Source organism: Gulosibacter sp. 10 (genome assembly GCF_900163695.1).
In the GTDB taxonomy this organism is placed as follows: domain Bacteria; phylum Actinomycetota; class Actinomycetes; order Actinomycetales; family Microbacteriaceae; genus Gulosibacter.
In genome coordinates, this window is record NZ_FUIC01000014.1 from 36,144 (window position 1) to 51,227 (window position 15,084).

At 72.3% G+C, this 15,084-nt stretch carries 13 protein-coding genes; 3 read left to right on the forward strand and 10 right to left on the reverse strand.

Translation table 11 applies throughout. The annotated features are described in order from the left end of the window. The first annotated feature begins 164 nt into the window (after positions 1 to 164). Positions 165 to 1,064, forward strand: a complete 900-nt coding sequence (locus FM112_RS05675; RefSeq protein WP_087004805.1) for a siderophore-interacting protein — start codon at positions 165 to 167, stop codon at positions 1,062 to 1,064. On the opposite strand, the gene FM112_RS05680 is transcribed toward FM112_RS05675, so the two are convergent. Further along, entirely contained in the window at positions 1,061 to 1,930 is an 870-nt protein-coding gene (locus FM112_RS05680) for an NAD(P)-dependent oxidoreductase (protein WP_087004808.1), read from the reverse strand. The two genes, FM112_RS05675 and FM112_RS05680, sit on opposite strands and share 4 nt — an antisense overlap. Positions 1,931 to 2,011: 81 nt before the next feature. Continuing rightward, the gene (gene guaB / locus FM112_RS05685) at positions 2,012 to 3,514 is read right to left on the reverse strand and encodes an IMP dehydrogenase (protein WP_087004811.1); all 1,503 of its coding nucleotides are present in this window, start codon (positions 3,512 to 3,514) and stop codon (positions 2,012 to 2,014) included. A 363-nt stretch (positions 3,515 to 3,877) separates the two neighbouring features. Between guaB and FM112_RS05690 the strand changes: the two genes are divergently transcribed. After that, positions 3,878 to 5,092 (forward strand): class I SAM-dependent methyltransferase, encoded by a 1,215-nt coding sequence (locus FM112_RS05690; RefSeq protein ID WP_087004814.1) that lies wholly within the window; start codon positions 3,878 to 3,880, stop codon positions 5,090 to 5,092. Between the two features lie 682 nt (positions 5,093 to 5,774). Here FM112_RS05690 and groES read toward each other — a convergent pair. The 8 genes from groES to glmS all read right to left on the reverse strand — a co-directional run bounded on the left by groES (position 5,775) and on the right by glmS (position 14,012). Then, on the reverse strand, positions 5,775 to 6,071 hold the full coding sequence (gene groES / locus FM112_RS05695) for a co-chaperone GroES (RefSeq protein WP_087004817.1): 297 nt from the start codon (positions 6,069 to 6,071) through the stop codon (positions 5,775 to 5,777). Between the two features lie 154 nt (positions 6,072 to 6,225). Continuing rightward, positions 6,226 to 6,942 (reverse strand): hypothetical protein, encoded by a 717-nt coding sequence (locus tag FM112_RS05700; RefSeq protein WP_087004822.1) that lies wholly within the window; start codon positions 6,940 to 6,942, stop codon positions 6,226 to 6,228. A 31-nt stretch (positions 6,943 to 6,973) separates the two neighbouring features. Next, positions 6,974 to 8,587, reverse strand: coding sequence for a tRNA (adenosine(37)-N6)-threonylcarbamoyltransferase complex transferase subunit TsaD (tsaD, locus tag FM112_RS05705; protein WP_254910390.1), 1,614 nt, complete (start codon positions 8,585 to 8,587; stop codon positions 6,974 to 6,976). Further along, positions 8,584 to 9,192, reverse strand: coding sequence for a tRNA (adenosine(37)-N6)-threonylcarbamoyltransferase complex dimerization subunit type 1 TsaB (tsaB, locus tag FM112_RS05710; RefSeq protein ID WP_087004825.1), 609 nt, complete (start codon positions 9,190 to 9,192; stop codon positions 8,584 to 8,586). The genes tsaD and tsaB overlap by 4 nt, the downstream gene beginning before the upstream one ends. A gap of 124 nt (positions 9,193 to 9,316) precedes the next feature. Next, entirely contained in the window at positions 9,317 to 9,895 is a 579-nt protein-coding gene (tsaE, locus tag FM112_RS05715) for a tRNA (adenosine(37)-N6)-threonylcarbamoyltransferase complex ATPase subunit type 1 TsaE (protein ID WP_176386683.1), read from the reverse strand. Beyond that, positions 9,892 to 11,751: an alanine racemase gene (locus tag FM112_RS05720; protein ID WP_087004829.1), complete on the reverse strand. Its 1,860-nt coding sequence runs from the start codon at positions 11,749 to 11,751 to the stop codon at positions 9,892 to 9,894. The genes tsaE and FM112_RS05720 overlap by 4 nt, the downstream gene beginning before the upstream one ends. Before the next feature lie 32 nt (positions 11,752 to 11,783). Further along, the gene (acpS, locus tag FM112_RS05725) at positions 11,784 to 12,155 is read right to left on the reverse strand and encodes a holo-ACP synthase (RefSeq protein ID WP_087004832.1); all 372 of its coding nucleotides are present in this window, start codon (positions 12,153 to 12,155) and stop codon (positions 11,784 to 11,786) included. A 6-nt stretch (positions 12,156 to 12,161) separates the two neighbouring features. After that, positions 12,162 to 14,012 carry a glutamine--fructose-6-phosphate transaminase (isomerizing) gene (glmS, locus tag FM112_RS05730; RefSeq protein WP_087004835.1) on the reverse strand — a complete coding sequence of 617 codons (1,851 nt, stop codon included), beginning with the start codon at positions 14,010 to 14,012 and terminating at the stop codon, positions 12,162 to 12,164. A 93-nt stretch (positions 14,013 to 14,105) separates the two neighbouring features. Between glmS and coaA the strand changes: the two genes are divergently transcribed. Beyond that, positions 14,106 to 15,059 (forward strand): type I pantothenate kinase, encoded by a 954-nt coding sequence (gene coaA / locus FM112_RS05735; protein ID WP_087004838.1) that lies wholly within the window; start codon positions 14,106 to 14,108, stop codon positions 15,057 to 15,059. The last annotated feature ends 25 nt before the right edge of the window (positions 15,060 to 15,084 follow it).

Genomic DNA, 15,084 nt, shown 5'->3' on the forward strand with positions numbered 1-15,084 from the left:
GAGCGCCCCGCCTGTTGTGATGCGAGAGACATTTTTCGAGATTCGGTTCACAGCAACCGCCCCTCGATAGATAAGGTTAGCCTTACCTGATGCATTCGGCAAGAGGTGTGCCAGATTTTTTTTCGCAGCCCGCCGAGCACCCCGTCGGCCCGTAAGGAGCTCACATGACCACGCCGTTCCGGTTCTTCCCCGTCCGGGTGAAGGCGATCGAGGACCTCACCCCCGGTTTCCGCCGCTTCACCTTCGCCGATCCGTCGCTCGCGTCCTTCGCCGACCCCGGCTTCGACCAGCGCATCAAGCTCCTGTTCCCGATCGAGGGCATCGGCTACGAGGCGCTCATGGGCGCCGAGGACTGGTACGGGACCTGGCGGGCGCTGCCCGACGGCGAACGGCATCCGCTGCGCACCTACACGACCCGGTACGTGCGAGCCGGCGAGCAGGAGCTCGACGTGGACGTGGTGGTGCACGGCGTGGTGGGGCCGGCATCCCGCTGGATCGAATACGCCGAGGTCGGCGACGAGCTGCTCATCCTCGGCCCCAACGCCGAGTACGAGGGCGAGCCGGGCGGCGTGGACTTCGTGCCGCCCGAGCGCACCGACCGATTCCTGATCGCGGGCGACGAGACCGCCGCGCCCGCGATCGCCGTGGCGCTCGAGCAGTTGCCCGACTCCGCCCGCGGCATCGCCGTCGTGGAGGTGCCGGAGACCGCGGACGCGGCCTACCTGCCCGCCCATCCCGGCATCGAGGTGCGCGCCGTTGCCCGCGACGGACGCGAGCACGGCGAGGCGCTCATCGACGCCACGCGCGCGGCCGTGGCCGAGCTCGCGCCCGCGGGCGAGCCGCAGCAGGTCGAGGAGATCGACATCGACTCCACCACGCTCTGGGAGGTGCCCCGGCACGCGAAGGGCGGCGCCGCGCTCAAGCGCACCTCGCTCTACGCGTGGCTCGCGGGCGAGGCGGGCGCCGTGAAGACGCTCCGCCGCCACCTCGTGAGCGAGCGCGGCATCGACCGCCGCTCCGTCGCCTTCATGGGCTACTGGCGCATCGGCAAGGCCGAGAACTAGTCCTCCGGAGCGGCCTCGTAGGCGCTCGCGAGGCTCGCCAGGCGGCCGCGGGGATGCTTGGCCGCCGCCCGGTCCCAGGTCTCCTCGACGCCCGGCAGGAGCGCGCTCTCGATCCCGGCGTCCTCGAACGCCCCGCCCACGAGTCGCAGGATCTCGCGGAACAGGTCCAGGTCCGCGCCGTCCGGGCCGTACTCGCCACGCACCGAGTCGACGAGCTGCAGCTCGAGCCGGCGCGATCCCGCCCATCCGCCCATGAGCGCCTCGAGCGCGCCCTCCGGCTCGATCCCCGCATCGCGGATGAGCGCGGCCGCCTCCGCCGCCGCGACCGAGTGCGCCACCACGAGGTGCTGGTTCACGAGCTTGAGCGCGACGCCCGAGCCGGGGCCGCCGATGTGCACGATCCTGCCGCAGGTGGGCTCGAGATACGGCCGCGCGAGCGCCATCGCCTCGCCGCTGCCCCCCACCATGGTCACGAGGCTGCCCTCGGCCGCCCCCGCCGGCCCGCCCGAGACCGCCGCATCGAGGTAGTGGATGCCGCGCTCCGCCAGGTGCGCATGCACCTGGCGGCTCACGCGCGGCGCGATGGTCGCGTGCTCGATCACCAGCTCGGCCGCGAGGTGCTCCGAGAACGCCTCGTTGCGCAGGAACAGCTCCTCCACCGCGGCGGTGTCGCGCAGGCAGGACACGATCACCGGGCAGGCGGCGACCTCCTCGAGCGTCCCCGTGCGCAGTCCCGCCGCCTCGAGCTCCGCGGCGCGCTCCGCCCGCCGCGCCCAGGCCACGACCTCGTAGCCCGCTCCGCGCAGCCGCTGCGCCATGGGCTCGCCCATGACTCCCGGCGCGATGAATCCGATCTTCTGTGCCATTCTCGGCTCCTTTCACACGACTGCCCCGCCGCTCCGGTCGGAGCCGCGGGGCAGGTCGTTCAGCATCGCGTCGTGCGACGGCTACTTGCGGTAGTTGGGCGCCTCGACCACCATCTGCACGTCGTGCGGGTGGGATTCCTTGAGGCCGGCGGGCGTGATGCGCACGAAGCGTCCGCGCGACTGCAGGTCGGGGACGGTGCGCGCGCCCACGTAGAACATCGACTGGTGCAGGCCGCCGGTGAGCTGGAAGACGTTCTGCCGCACCGTGCCGCGGTAGGGCACCTTGCCCTCGATGCCCTCGGCGATGAGGTCGTCGTCGCCGGGCACGTCCGCCTGGAAGTAGCGGTCGCGCGAGTACGAGGTCTTCTTGCCGCGCGTCTGCAGCGCGCCGAGCGAGCCCATGCCGCGGTACTGCTTGAACTGCTTGCCGTTGATGAAGATGAGGTCGCCGGGCGACTCGTCGGTGCCGGCGAGCAGCGAGCCGAGCATCACCGAGTTCGCGCCCGCCACGAGGGCCTTCGCGATGTCGCCCGAGTGCTGCAGGCCGCCGTCCGCGATGATCGGCACGCCCGTGCCGCGCGCCGCCTTGGACGCCTCGTAGATCGCGGTGACCTGGGGCATGCCCACGCCCGCGACCACGCGCGTCGTGCAGATCGAGCCGGGGCCGACGCCGACCTTCACGGCATCCGCGCCCGCCTCGATGAGCGCCGCGGCGCCCTCGCGGGTGGCGATGTTACCGCCGATCACGTCGATGCCCGAGAACGCCGGATCGTTCTTGAGCTTGCGGATCATCTCGATCTCGCCGCGCGACTGCCCGTTGGCGGTGTCGACGACGATGACGTCCACCCCCGCGTCGCGGAGCGCCGAGGCGCGGTCGAACGCGTCGCCGAAGAAGCCGATCGCGGCGCCGACGATGAGGCGGCCCTGCGAGTCCTTCGAGGCGTCGGGGTACTTGTCGATCTTGTCGAAGTCCTTGACCGTGATGAGGCCCTTGAGCACGCCCTGGTCGTCGACGAGGGGCAGCTTCTCGATGCGGTGGCGGCCGAGCAGCGCGAACGCCTCCTCGCCCGTGATGCCCACGCGGCCCGTGACGAGCCCCTCCGAGGTCATGACCTCGGAGACCTTCGTGGTGGCCTTCACGCTCTCGGGCACGAAGCGCATGTCGCGGTTCGAGATGACGCCCACGAGCTTGCCCTGCGGGTCGGTCACGGGCAGGCCCGAGATGCGGAACTGGCCGCACACGGCGTCCACCTCGGCGACGGTGGCGTCGGGATTGGTCGTGATGGGGTTCGTGACCATGCCCGACTCGGAGCGCTTGACCCGATCGACCATCTCGGCCTGATCCTCGATGGACATGTTGCGGTGGAGGATGCCGAGGCCGCCCTGGCGGGCCATGGCGATCGCCATGCGCGACTCGGTGACGGTGTCCATGGCCGCCGAGATGAGCGGCACCTTGACCGAGATGTTGCGCGTCAGCTGCGTGGTCGTGTCGACTTCGGAGGGTATGACGTCGGTCTCTTCGGGCAGAAGCAGCACGTCGTCGTAGGTGAGTCCGGTCAGCGCGAAGGGGTCGTGCTCGGTCATTTCGGCGGGGTCTCCAATTCGACGATTCGAGGATCGCTGGCGCCATCGGCCGACCCGCGCACAGCGCGCGGCGGCCGCGTTCGCCTGCGAAGTACGGCGGGACCTTCATCCTACGCGCACGGCACGGTTTCGGCACCCGTCGCCCCGCCCTCCGGCCACCCGCGGTCGCGGCGGCTGCCGACCGCTCCGGTCCGCGGTCTTCCACCCCCGTCTCTGCACTAGGAGGGCGATGACGGGGCCATCCCCCGCTCCCGGCGGGGATGGCGCTCCCACTGCCCTCCTAGTGCGGATCCGCCGACCGATGATGCAGATCCGCCGACCGCGTTCACGGACGGCGTTCCGCGCAGCGGATACCGTAGACGCATGGATCGCGACGAACTCTCCGCCCTGCTCACCCGCGAGACGCTCGACCTGCTCGACCGGTTCGCGACGCTGGACAGCGCGGCGGACGCCCTCGGCGCGGTGACGACGCTCCGGAAGGCGGGGGCCGATGCGCGCACCTCCGCGGCGGTGCTGACCCAGCTCAAGCTGCGTCGCCGCGCGGTCGCCAAGTTCGGCGACTTCGCCGACAGGATGCTCTTCACCGAGGACGGCCTCGCGCAGGCCACCCGGCTGCAGGTCGCCGCGCTCCACGGGCAGCGCTTCCGCAGCGCCGGGGTGCGGCGCATCGCCGACCTCGGCTGCGGCATCGGGGCGGATGCGATGACCTTCGCGGCGCTCGGCTTCGAGGTCGCGGCCGTGGACATCGACGAGGTCACCGCCGCCATCGCCACCTACAATCTCGCGCCCTTCCCCAATGCCAGGGTCGCGCACGGCGCCGCGGAGGAGTTCGATCTCGAGGGATTCGACGGGGTCTTTCTCGACCCCGCCCGCCGCACGGGCCGGGAGGGCGCGACCGAGCGAGGCGGTTCGCGGCGGCTGGCCGATCCCGCCGATTGGCGCCCCTCCCTCGAGTTCGCGTTCGGGCTCGCCGCCCCGGAGCGCTCGGTGGGCGTCAAGCTCGGGCCGGCCTTCGCGCACGAGCTGATCCCCGCCGGCGCCGAGGCCCAGTGGGTGTCCTCGGGCGGCGAGCTCGTGGAGTGCACCGTCTGGCAGGGCGGGGCCGCGCTTGCGGGCGTGGCGCGTTCGGCGCTCGTCATCCGCGACGGCGCGGCGCACGCGATCTCCGCACCCACCCCCGCCGAGGAGGCGGGCGACGCCGCGATCGGCGAGCTCGGGGCCTGGCTGCACGAGCCGGATCCCGCGATCATCCGCGGCCGCTTCATCGGCAACCTCGCGCACAGCGTCGAGGGGCGGATGATCGCGCCGGAGATCGCGTGGATCACCACCGACGAAGCGGTCGAGACCCCGTTCGCGCAGTCCTTCCGCGTGCTCGAGCGGTTCAAGCTCGATCGCGCACTGCTGAAGAAGGCGCTGCGGGCGCGCGGCATCGGCGCGCTCGAGATCAAGGTGCGCGGAGTCGACCTCGATCCGGCGCAGTTCCGCAAGGAGCTCGCGCTCAAGGGCGATGCGTCCGCGACGCTGATCTGCACGCGCATCGGCGAGCAGCGCGTCGCGATCCTCGCCGAGCGCCCTTGACCCCAGCGGTGCCGCGGCCGTTCGACCGAGGCGTCGGTCGTAGCCGCGCCCGCGCTTGGGCCTCGGCGACTTCGTGAGACGCTTCGGTCGTAGCCGGGCCGACACCTGTGCGCCGTGGCTCAGAGCTGGTCCGGGCGCATCCCACGGCCCGAATATGAAGCCATCGTCTTCATCATCGCGGTTGAGACGCCCTACGGTTCCTGACGAATGAAGCGTTCATCTTCATCGTCTGTGAGCGTTCGGCCTGCCCGTGGAGATGAGCACCCGACGGGATCGTCGCGACCCGGCAGCGAGCGCTCGGCCTGCCTAGAACGCTGAAGCCGGCGTGCTTCGGCCCGCGACGGCACAAGCGCGAGGCGCGGCAATTCTGGCAGGCACGATCCCTGGCAGGCGAGGAAAGCTGCGCCCCCTTCCCCTTCATGCCCGCCACACCCCGCGGACGTGAGGTATTTCGCAGTTGCCGACGCGGATGTGAGGCTCCTGCCGGGTATCCGCGCCCCATTCCCGGCACTTCCCTCACATCCACGCGAAACACACATTCGCACGCGTGGAAGCGGGGCAAGGTTCCGTTGGCATGAGGCCGATCGACGTCCGAGCCCCTTCGCGGCACAACACGGGCGCCCGCGGACGCGAAAACGGGCGGGCCAGCCGATGGCTGACCCGCCCGCGTGCGAAGCGTCGCTTAGGCGCCGACCTTCGCGAGCACGTCGCGTGCCGAAAGGATGAGGTACTCGCCACCGCCGTACTTCACCTCGGTGCCGCCGTACTTCGAGTAGATGACCTTGTCACCGACTGCGATGTCGAGGGCGATGCGGTTGCCGTTGTCGTCGACGCGACCCGGGCCGACGGCCACGACTTCGCCCTCCTGGGGCTTCTCGGTAGCGGTGTCAGGAATCACGAGACCCGACGCGGTGGTCTGCTCGGCCTGGACCTGCTGGATGACAATGCGATCTTCGAGCGGCTGGATGTTCACCGACACTGTTGACCTCTTTCTAGGCATAACGATGTGTTTGGTTCGAGACTTAGCACTCTCACCCTGAGGGTGCTAAGTCGAGTGTATGTGGCCGAGCCCGATGGTGCCACCTCAGGAGCGGGTCGGATGCGTACGCGGAGAGCGTACGCGCCGGTTCCCGCTAGACGAGGTACACCACGACCGCCGTCGCGATCGCGATGAGCACGGCCACGCCGCCCGCGATGACCCCCAGCAGCGCGAGGAAGCGGCTCGAGCCGTTCAGGCGCATCGCGCCGAGCACGACGCCGATGAGGCCGAGCACGCCGCCGACCATCCAGGCCCAGTTCGGGATGAGCATGCAGCCCGCGCCGACCACGCCCAGGAAGAGGGCGAGCAGCGCGAGCGTGTCGCGGCCCTGCTGCGCCGTGCTCGTACCGCCGTACTGCGGCGGCACCATCTCCGGAGTGCCGGCCGGGGGCGCGAAGCCGCCGTACTGGGCCGGCTGCGGCGTGCCATAGGCGGGCTGCTGCTCGAACGGAGCGGCGCCGGGCTGGCCCGCGGCGGCCCGGTAGCCGGACTGGTCGTGCGTGACGCCGAACGTGCCGCCGTGGGCGGGCACCGCGCCATCCGCCGGGACGTTCGGCAGCGGAGGCATCTCGTCGTCCGAGGAGCCCACGTCGATCAGGTCGTCCTGCTCGTCGCCGGGCAGCGAGCGCCCCTCGCCGTAGCCGGAGTGGTCGCTGTCGACGCCGAACGTGCCGCCCGCCGCGGGCACCGCGGCGTCGTCCTCGGGTCGGGGATCCGCCGCGCCCACGGCCGCGGCGTGCTCGGCGTTCGGCTCGCGGGTCTCCCCGGCCGCGGACAGCGAATCGTCCTTCGCACCGTTGGTTTCGGTCATATCGCCGAGGCTCCTCCCCTGGTCTCTGCGCTCATCTTATGGTGCCCCGGAGTGAAGAACCTCGACTAGCTACTGAAGTTGCAGATTTCGCGCCCTCCGGATCCACCTGCGAGGTGGTCATCGGCAGGGTCGAGTCGGCCCCGAGCGCGAGCGAGGAGGGGCCGTTTCCGGCCATCACGAGCTGCGCGCCGAGCGCCGCGATCATGGCGCCGTTGTCGGTACACAGCCGCAGCGGCGGGATGTGCAGCGAGACCCCGGCCGCCGCGCAGCGCTCCGCGGCAAGCTCCCGCACCCGCGCGTTCGCCGCCACGCCGCCGCCGAGCAGCAGCCTCGGGATGCCGTGGGCCTCGCACGCGTCGAGCGCCTTGGCCACGAGCACGTCGGCCACGGCCTCGCGGAAGGATGCGGCGATGTCGGCCACGGGCACGGCCTCGCCCGCGTCCTCGAACCGCTCGACCTCGCGCGCCACCGCGGTCTTCAGGCCCGAGAAGGAGAAGTTGAAGCGATGCCGGTCGCGATCCTTCGGATGCGTGAGCCCGCGTGGGAAGCGGAAGCGCCTCGGGTCGCCCCCGGCGGCCGCCCGATCGATCGAGGGCCCGCCCGGGTACGGCAGCCCGAGCACCCTGGCGACCTTGTCGAAGGCCTCGCCGGCCGCGTCGTCGATCGTCTCGCCGAGCAGCTCCGATTCCCCCACCAGCGACTCCGCGCGCAGCAGCGAGGTGTGCCCGCCGGACACGAGGAGCGCGATCGCGGGGAACTCGACCGGCTCGCCCTCCTCGCGGAGCAGGTCAGCGGCGATGTGCCCCACGAGGTGGTTCACGCCGTAGAGCGGCGTGGAGCCCGCCACCGCGAGCGCCTTGGCCGCGCCCACGCCCACCATGAGCGCCCCGGCGAGCCCGGGCCCGCTCGTGACCGCGATCGCGTCGAGGTCCTCGAGGCCGACGCCCGCGGTCTCGAGCGCCTCCCGCAGCACCGGCACGAACGAGTCGACGTGCGCGCGGGCCGCGACCTCGGGCACGACGCCGCCGTACTTCGCCTGCTCGTCCATGGACGAGGCCACGGCGTTCGCGAGCAGCCGGGTGCCGCGCACGATACCGACGCCGGTCTCGTCGCAGCTCGTCTCGATGCCGAGCACGAGCGGGGCGCCCGAAGGCTTCGGATCGAGCCGGTCCCGCGCGGCCTCGATGGCCCGGTCGATATCGGCGCGCATCAGCAGCGCGCTCTCGCCGCTGCCGGCGTAGTAGTTCTCGCGCCGGCCGATGCGCTCGAAGCCGAGCCGCTCGTAGAGGATGCGCGCGGGGTCGTTGCCCTCGCGCACCTCGAGGAACACGAGCCTCGTGCCACGGGCGCGCGCCCATCCGAGCGCCTCGAGCAGCAGCCGGGTGCCCCAGCCGCCGCGGCGCGCCGACGGCTCGACCGTGATGGTCTGCACGTCCGCCTCACCAGCGCCCTGGCCGGCGAGCACGCCCGCGTAGCCCGCGATCCGCTCGCCGTCGACGAGCACCCAGTAGCCCGTGTGGTCGCTCTCGAGCTCGGCCCGGAAGCTGTCCTCGCTCCACGCGTCCTCGGGGAACGCCTCTCCCTCGAGGCGCATGATCGCCTCGAGGTCGCCGAGCTCGGCCGGCCGGATGCGGAATTCGGTCATGAGGTCACCCGCTTGGGTACTGCGCCCGGCTTCGCGTCGGGCGCGCGGAGGTAGAGGACTTCGTCGGGCTCGGCCGGCACGCCCAGGAGCTCGCGGTCGAGCCAGGCGAGGGCGAGGTGCGCGGCCGAGACCTGCGCGGCGGGGACGTGCACGACGTCGGCGGGCACCGCATCCGGCGCGACCAGCTCGAAGGCGCCCGCGAGGGCCTCCCCCGCGGGGAAGTGCGTGAGGGCGAGCTCGCGGCGCTTCGCGTCGGTCGTGACGTTGATGGCGCCGGCGTGCTCGGGATGCTCGTGGCGCCACTCGTGCGCGATGGCCTCGTGGCTGGGCATGGGGTGGAGCGGCAGCCCCCGCGCGAAGGCGAAGGCGCGCGCCGCAGCGACGCCCACCCGGAGGCCGGTGAAGGATCCCGGCCCTATGCCGCACACGACCTGCGTCACGTGCTGCGGGCCGATGCCCGCCTGCTGCAGGACCTCCGCGATGGCGGGACCGATGGACTCGGCGTGGTGACGCGTGTCGGCGATGCGCGACTGCGCGAGCACCCGACCTGCCTCGGAGACCACGGCCACGTCGGATCCGGCTGACGTGTCGATTGCGAGGAGCATGCTCGCCAGTCTACGCCGCGAGCCTCGACGCCCCGTACCCGGTCCCCTCTCCGAATCCTGGCCGCGAACCGTCGCTTCCCGCCCCTCGTACCGACATCTTGCGGCCAGGATTCGGCGAGGGCGGTCAGTGCTCGAGCAGCGCGCCCAGGTCGACGTCGCGCCAGCGCTCGCCCATCGCGCGGATGCGCACGGCGCGGGGCTCGTCCTCGGGGGCGTCGGCTGCATCGGCTTCGTCGGCGGAGACAGCGGAGCCGGCAGCGGCAGAGGCGGCAACGGGCCCCTCCCCGCCGGCCCGCGGGCGGTCGATGACGACCTCGAGCCAGTCGTCCGCGAGCGCGGCCACGTACTCCGCCCCCCACTCGATCACCGTGACCGAGGCCTCGAAATCCAGGTCGAGGTCGTCGAGCTCAAGCGCCGAGCCGAGCCGGTAGGCGTCCACGTGGATGAGCGCGGGCCCGCCCTCGAGCGAGGGGTGCGTCCGGGCGATCACGAACGTCGGGCTCGCGACCGTGCCCCGCACGCCCAGCGCCTCCCCGAGTCCCCGCACGAGCGTCGTCTTGCCTGCCCCGAGCGGCCCGGTGAGCACGAGCACGTCGCCCGCGCCCAGCAGTCCCGCGAGCCGGGCGCCGAACCGCTCCATCGCCTCCGCGGTGCGGAGCTCGCCCGCCGCCTCGCCCTGCGCTCCCCCGCCTGCCGTCGTCATGCCTGCACCCCCTGGCTGCGGCTGCCGAAGCCGCGCGCGTCCACGTACGGCTCGCCGCTGTAGGCGCGCTCGACCCGCGAGCCGAGCGCGCCGCACAGCGCCTCCGCCGGCTGCCCCGTCCAGTCCGCCCAGTCGTGCAGGTCGGGCTCCCCGTCCCCGGAACCCCACACCGTGACGAGCGCGCCGGGCCAGCAATCGATGTCGCCGAGGTCGACGACCACCTGGTCCATCGCCACGCGCCCCACCACGGGCACCGGGACGCCGTCCACGCACACCCGAGCGCGGCCGAACGCCGAGCGCGGGATCGCGTCCGCGTAGCCGAGCGGCACGAGCCCCAGCGTGGTCGGCGCCGCCGCGCGCCACGCGTAGCCGTAGCTCACCGCCTGGCCGGGCTCGACGCGCTTGACGCCCAGCAGCTCGGTGTAGAGGCGGATCGCGGGGGCGCCGGCGGCGCGGTCGAAGCCGTAGATCGTCCGCGTCGCGTCGGGGGCGTCGGGCAGCAGCCGCGGATCGGATGCGCCGAGCTCGCGGAGCGCCTCGACCCCCGCCAACGAGCGCGCGACGGGGCTCAGCCCCGCCTCGAGCACGAGCGGGAGCAGCACGTCGGCGCCGTGCCCGTACGCGTCCTCGCCGAGATCGACCGCCGCGCTCCAGCCGTCGAACCGGGACCGGATGAGGTCGAGGTCGACGACGGCGCGCCGCACCGGGGCGAGCACGCCGGGCACCCGGTTGCCGTCCCCCAGCGCGAGCTGCAGCGGCTCCGGCTCGAGATAGGCCCGGTGGATGCGCCCGCTCAGCCGCGTGGTCACCTCGTAGTTGATGGTCCCGGCGGCAGCGGCCCAGTCGTCGGCCGTGGCCGAGCGATCCGGCGCGCGGTCGATGAGGACGACGGTGCGTTCGGCGCCGTCGTCCACGAGCTCGAGGGCCGGCGCCGCGGCGGGGTCGTCGGCGGGCTCGAGCAGCGTCCGGGACGGCTCGACGCGCACCGCGCGCCAGCGCTCGCCGCGGTCGTCCGCGAGCGCGGGCAGGTCGTGGAGGATGGGCGGCAGCCCGGCCGCGCTGCCGACGGGGGTGCACCACCCGGCGCCGGCCGTCTCCGCGTCCTCCGCCGAGAGCCTGCGGATGGGGGCGCGCAGCTGCAGCGCCGGGCGCAGCTCGATCCCCGGGTCCTGCTCGGGGCCGAAGGGCGAGAGGCCGTAGAGCCCGATCCCGAGCCGAACGAAGTCGTATCGCGCCTGGGGGTACTGCAGCGCCGCGCCCGTGGCGGCGAGGTGGCGCCGCTCGGGCTCGAGCCCCACCTCGTGCGCGAGCCGCCAGGCGCGGTCGAACTCGGCGATCTGCGCGAGGTCGGCGTCGGCCCCCGCGCCCGCGAGGTGGCTGAAGACCCCCGCGACGCGGATGCGCCCGGCCCGCTCGAGCTCGAGCGCCTGGGCGAAGAGCGCCCGCCAGTCGCAGGCCCGGGCGCCGTTGCGCCCCAGCCCCGTGTCGAGCTTGAGGTGCACGCGCGCCGGACGGCCCGCGGAGGCGCTGTCGCCGAGCAGCGCGAGCGAGTCGAAGGAGGAGAGGCCCACTTCGAGGCCGGCCTCGAGCACCGCGTCCCAGTCCTGCTGCGGCGAGTGCAGCCACGCGAGGATCGGGGCGGCGATGCCCGCGTCGCGGAGGGCGATGCCCTCGCGCGCGTCCGCGACGCCGATCATGGGCGCCCCGGCGCCCGCCACGGCCTGCGCGACCGCGAGCGCGCCGTGCCCGTACGCGTCGGCCTTGACCACGGGGACGATGTCGACGTCGAGCACCCGCCGGAACTCGCGGTAGTTGGCTCGGATGGCGTCGAGATCGATTTCGATGACCGGATTCACGCGGCGCTCCCTTTCTCACGTCGCAGCAAAGCCTACGCCCGCGACCTGTCCGGATCGCCGCGCTCGGCCACCACGAAGGCGGTCGCGAAGCTGCGATCGTGCGAGAGCGAGAGGTGCAGCTCGGCGACGCCGAGCCGGCCCAGCACCTCGCGCAGCCGCGGGCCCATCGCGAACTCGGGCGCCTGCAGGTGGTTGCGGCGCACCTCGAGGTCGAGCAGCGTCAGGCCGTTCAGGCCGCGGAGCGCCTTGACGGCCGCCTCGCGCGCCGCGAACCGGGCCGCGACCGAGGCGAGCGGGAGCTCGAGCTCGGCCGACGTGAACACGCGCCCGCGGAATCTCTCATCCGCGAGCGCGCGCTCCACCCGGCTCAGCTCGACGGTGTCGACGCCGATGCCGAAGATCACTGCCGGTTACTCGACCGTGACGGACTTCGCCAGGTTGCGCGGCTGGTCCACGTCGAGGCCCTTCGCGGTCGAGAGCTCGAGCGCGAAGATCTGCAGCGGCACGACCCGGAGGAAGGGCTCGAAGAACTTCGAGGTCGGGGGCATCGCGAAGACCTCGTCCGAGTACGGCAGCACCGAGGCGTCGCCGGCCTCGGCGACCGTCAGCACGCGGGCGCCGCGGGCGCGGATCTCCTCGATGTTCGAGACGATCTTGGCGTGCAGGCCGTCCTCGTGGCGGGGGCTCGGGACGAGCACGAACACGGGCTGGCCGGGCTCGATGAGCGCGATCGGGCCGTGCTTGAGCTCGCCCGCGGCGAAGCCCTCGGCGTGGATGTACGCGATCTCCTTGAGCTTGAGCGCGCCCTCGAGCGCGATCGGGTAGCCCGTGTGGCGGCCGAGGAAGAGCACCGAGCGGGTGTCGGACATCCAGTTCGCGAGCGTCGCGATGCGCTCGTGCTCCTCGAGCGCCTCGCGGAGCTTGTCGGGGATGGCCTGGAACTCCTCGGCGATCTCGGCGATCGCCTCATCCGCGAGCGTGCCGCGGACCTTCGCGACGTGCAGGCCGAGCAGGTAGATCGCGGCGATCTGCGCCACGAACGCCTTGGTCGAGGCCACCGCGACCTCGGGGCCGGCGTAGGTGTAGACGACCGCGTCGGATTCGCGCGGGATGGTGGCGCCCTGCGTGTTGCAGATCGAGATGGTCTTGGCCCCGGCCTCGCGCACGTAGCGCACGGCCATGAGCGTATCCATCGTCTCGCCGGACTGCGAGAGCGACACGACGAGGGTGCGGTCGTCGATGACCGGGTCGCGGTAGCGGAACTCGTGCGCGAGCTCGACCGAGACGGGGATGCGGCTCCACTGCTCGAGCGCGTAGGCGCCCGTGAGGCCCGAGTAGTAGGCGGTGCCGCAGGCGATGAGCAGGATGCGGTCGATGTCGCGGAAGTACTCCTCCGAGAGCGACTCGAGGTCGGGCAGGTGCACCGTGCCCTCGGCGATGCGGCCGCGGATGGTGTTCTCGACGGCCTCGGGGTCCTCGGCGATCTCCTTCGCCATGAACGAGGACCAGCCGCCCTTCTCGGCGGCGGAGGCGTCCCAGTCGACCTCGAAGGCCTCGCCCTCGGCCGGCTGCCCGTCGAAGGTGGTGATCTCCACCGAGTCCTTGCGCACGACCACGACCTGCGCCTGACCGACGGCGATCGCGCGGGGGGTGTGCTCGACGAAGGCCGCGACGTCCGAGCCGAGGAAGTTCTCGCCCTCGCCGAGGCCGATGACCAGCGGGGAGTTGAGGCGCGCGCCGACGATGACGTCGGGCTGGTTCGCGTGCACGGCGAGCAGCGTGAACGCGCCCTCGAGGCGGGTCACGACGGCGCGGAACGCCTGCTCGAGGTCCTGCGTGCGCGCGTACTCGCGGCCGATGAGCTGCGCGGCGACCTCGGTGTCGGTCTCCGAGAGCAGCTCCACGCCGGCGTCGAGGAGCTCTTCGCGGAGCTCCGCGAAGTTCTCGATGATGCCGTTGTGGATGACGGCCAGGTTGCCGCCGTCCGCGAGGTGGGGATGGGCGTTCTCATCGTTCGGCGCACCGTGGGTGGCCCAACGGGTGTGCCCGATGCCGATGTTGCCATCCGCCAGCGGGTGAGCCTGCAGATCGTCCCGGAGGACCTGCAGCTTGCCGGCGCGCTTGCGGTGGTGCAGCGCGCCTTCGGCATCCACTACGGCGATTCCCGCCGAGTCGTAGCCACGGTATTCGAGTCGGCCGAGGCCGCCGAGAAGGATGTCCTGGCTGAGCCGGTCTCCGACATATCCAACGATTCCACACATGGCGACCAGTATTGCACCCGTTGCCGTGCGCAACGGCATCCGGCTCCCCGGCCGGTCGGCATCGGCCGTCCGCGGCACTAGACTGGGTGCATCATGTCCCTTCTCGGCCGACGCGAAGCCCCGCGGTGGTCGACGCCTTTCCTCGAGGTGGAGCGCGCCGACTGGGCCGAACTGGCGCCCGCGACTCCGCTCGCCCTCGACGAGACCGACGTCGCCCGACTGCGCGGGCTCGGCGACCCCATCGACATCGACGAGGTGCGCGAGGTGTACGTGCCGCTCTCGCGGCTGCTCAACATCCACATCGCCAACGCGCGGGAGCTGCGGCGCTCCACGACCTCCTTCCTCGGCAAGCGCGCGGCGCCGACGCCGTTCGTGATCGGCGTCGCGGGATCGGTGGCCGTGGGCAAGTCGACCGTGGCGCGCCTGCTGCGCGAGCTGCTGCGGCGCTGGGAGGACACCCCGAGGGTCGAGCTCATCACGACCGACGGCTTCCTCTACCCCAACGAGGAGCTGCAGCGGCGCGGCATCATGCACCGCAAGGGCTTCCCGGAGTCCTACGACCGGCGCGCGCTGCTGCGCTTCGTGACGCAGGTGAAGTCGGGGGCGCCCGAGGTGCGCGCGCCGTTCTACTCGCACATGGTCTACAACATCGTGCCCGACGCCGAGATCGTCGTGAACTCGCCCGACGTGCTCATCGTCGAGGGCCTCAACGTGCTGCAGCCGCCTGCGAAGGAGCACGGGCTCGCGCTCAGCGACATGTTCGACTTCTCGATCTACGTGGATGCGCGCACCGACGACATCTCGCGCTGGTACGAGGATCGCTTCCTGCGGCTGCAGAAGGGCGCCTTCGCGAACCCCTCCTCGTACTTCCGCCGCTACGCGGACCTCTCCCAGGAGGAGGCGCTCGCCACCGCGCGGCGGATCTGGCGGAGCATCAACCTGCCGAACCTCGAGCAGAACGTGCTGCCCACCCGTTCCCGGGCGCGCCTGATCCTGCGGAAGGCGCCCGATCACTCGGTGGACCGGGTGCTGCTGCGCAAGCTGTAGCCCGGCGGCGGCCCCGCCAGGCCCC

What these genes read in the sequence shown, in the direction of transcription:
- FM112_RS05675 (WP_087004805.1), top strand. Translation starts at nt 165, where the DNA reads ATGACCACGCCGTTCCGGTTCTTCCCCGTCCGGGTGAAGGCGATCGAG.
- FM112_RS05680 (WP_087004808.1), bottom strand. Translation starts at nt 1,930, where the DNA reads ATGGCACAGAAGATCGGATTCATCGCGCCGGGAGTCATGGGCGAGCCC.
- guaB (WP_087004811.1), bottom strand. Translation starts at nt 3,514, where the DNA reads ATGACCGAGCACGACCCCTTCGCGCTGACCGGACTCACCTACGACGAC.
- FM112_RS05690 (WP_087004814.1), top strand. Translation starts at nt 3,878, where the DNA reads ATGGATCGCGACGAACTCTCCGCCCTGCTCACCCGCGAGACGCTCGAC.
- FM112_RS05700 (WP_087004822.1), bottom strand. Translation starts at nt 6,942, where the DNA reads ATGACCGAAACCAACGGTGCGAAGGACGATTCGCTGTCCGCGGCCGGG.
- tsaD (WP_254910390.1), bottom strand. Translation starts at nt 8,587, where the DNA reads ATGACCGAATTCCGCATCCGGCCGGCCGAGCTCGGCGACCTCGAGGCG.
- tsaB (WP_087004825.1), bottom strand. Translation starts at nt 9,192, where the DNA reads ATGCTCCTCGCAATCGACACGTCAGCCGGATCCGACGTGGCCGTGGTC.
- tsaE (WP_176386683.1), bottom strand. Translation starts at nt 9,895, where the DNA reads ATGACGACGGCAGGCGGGGGAGCGCAGGGCGAGGCGGCGGGCGAGCTC.
- glmS (WP_087004835.1), bottom strand. Translation starts at nt 14,012, where the DNA reads ATGTGTGGAATCGTTGGATATGTCGGAGACCGGCTCAGCCAGGACATC.
- coaA (WP_087004838.1), top strand. Translation starts at nt 14,106, where the DNA reads ATGTCCCTTCTCGGCCGACGCGAAGCCCCGCGGTGGTCGACGCCTTTC.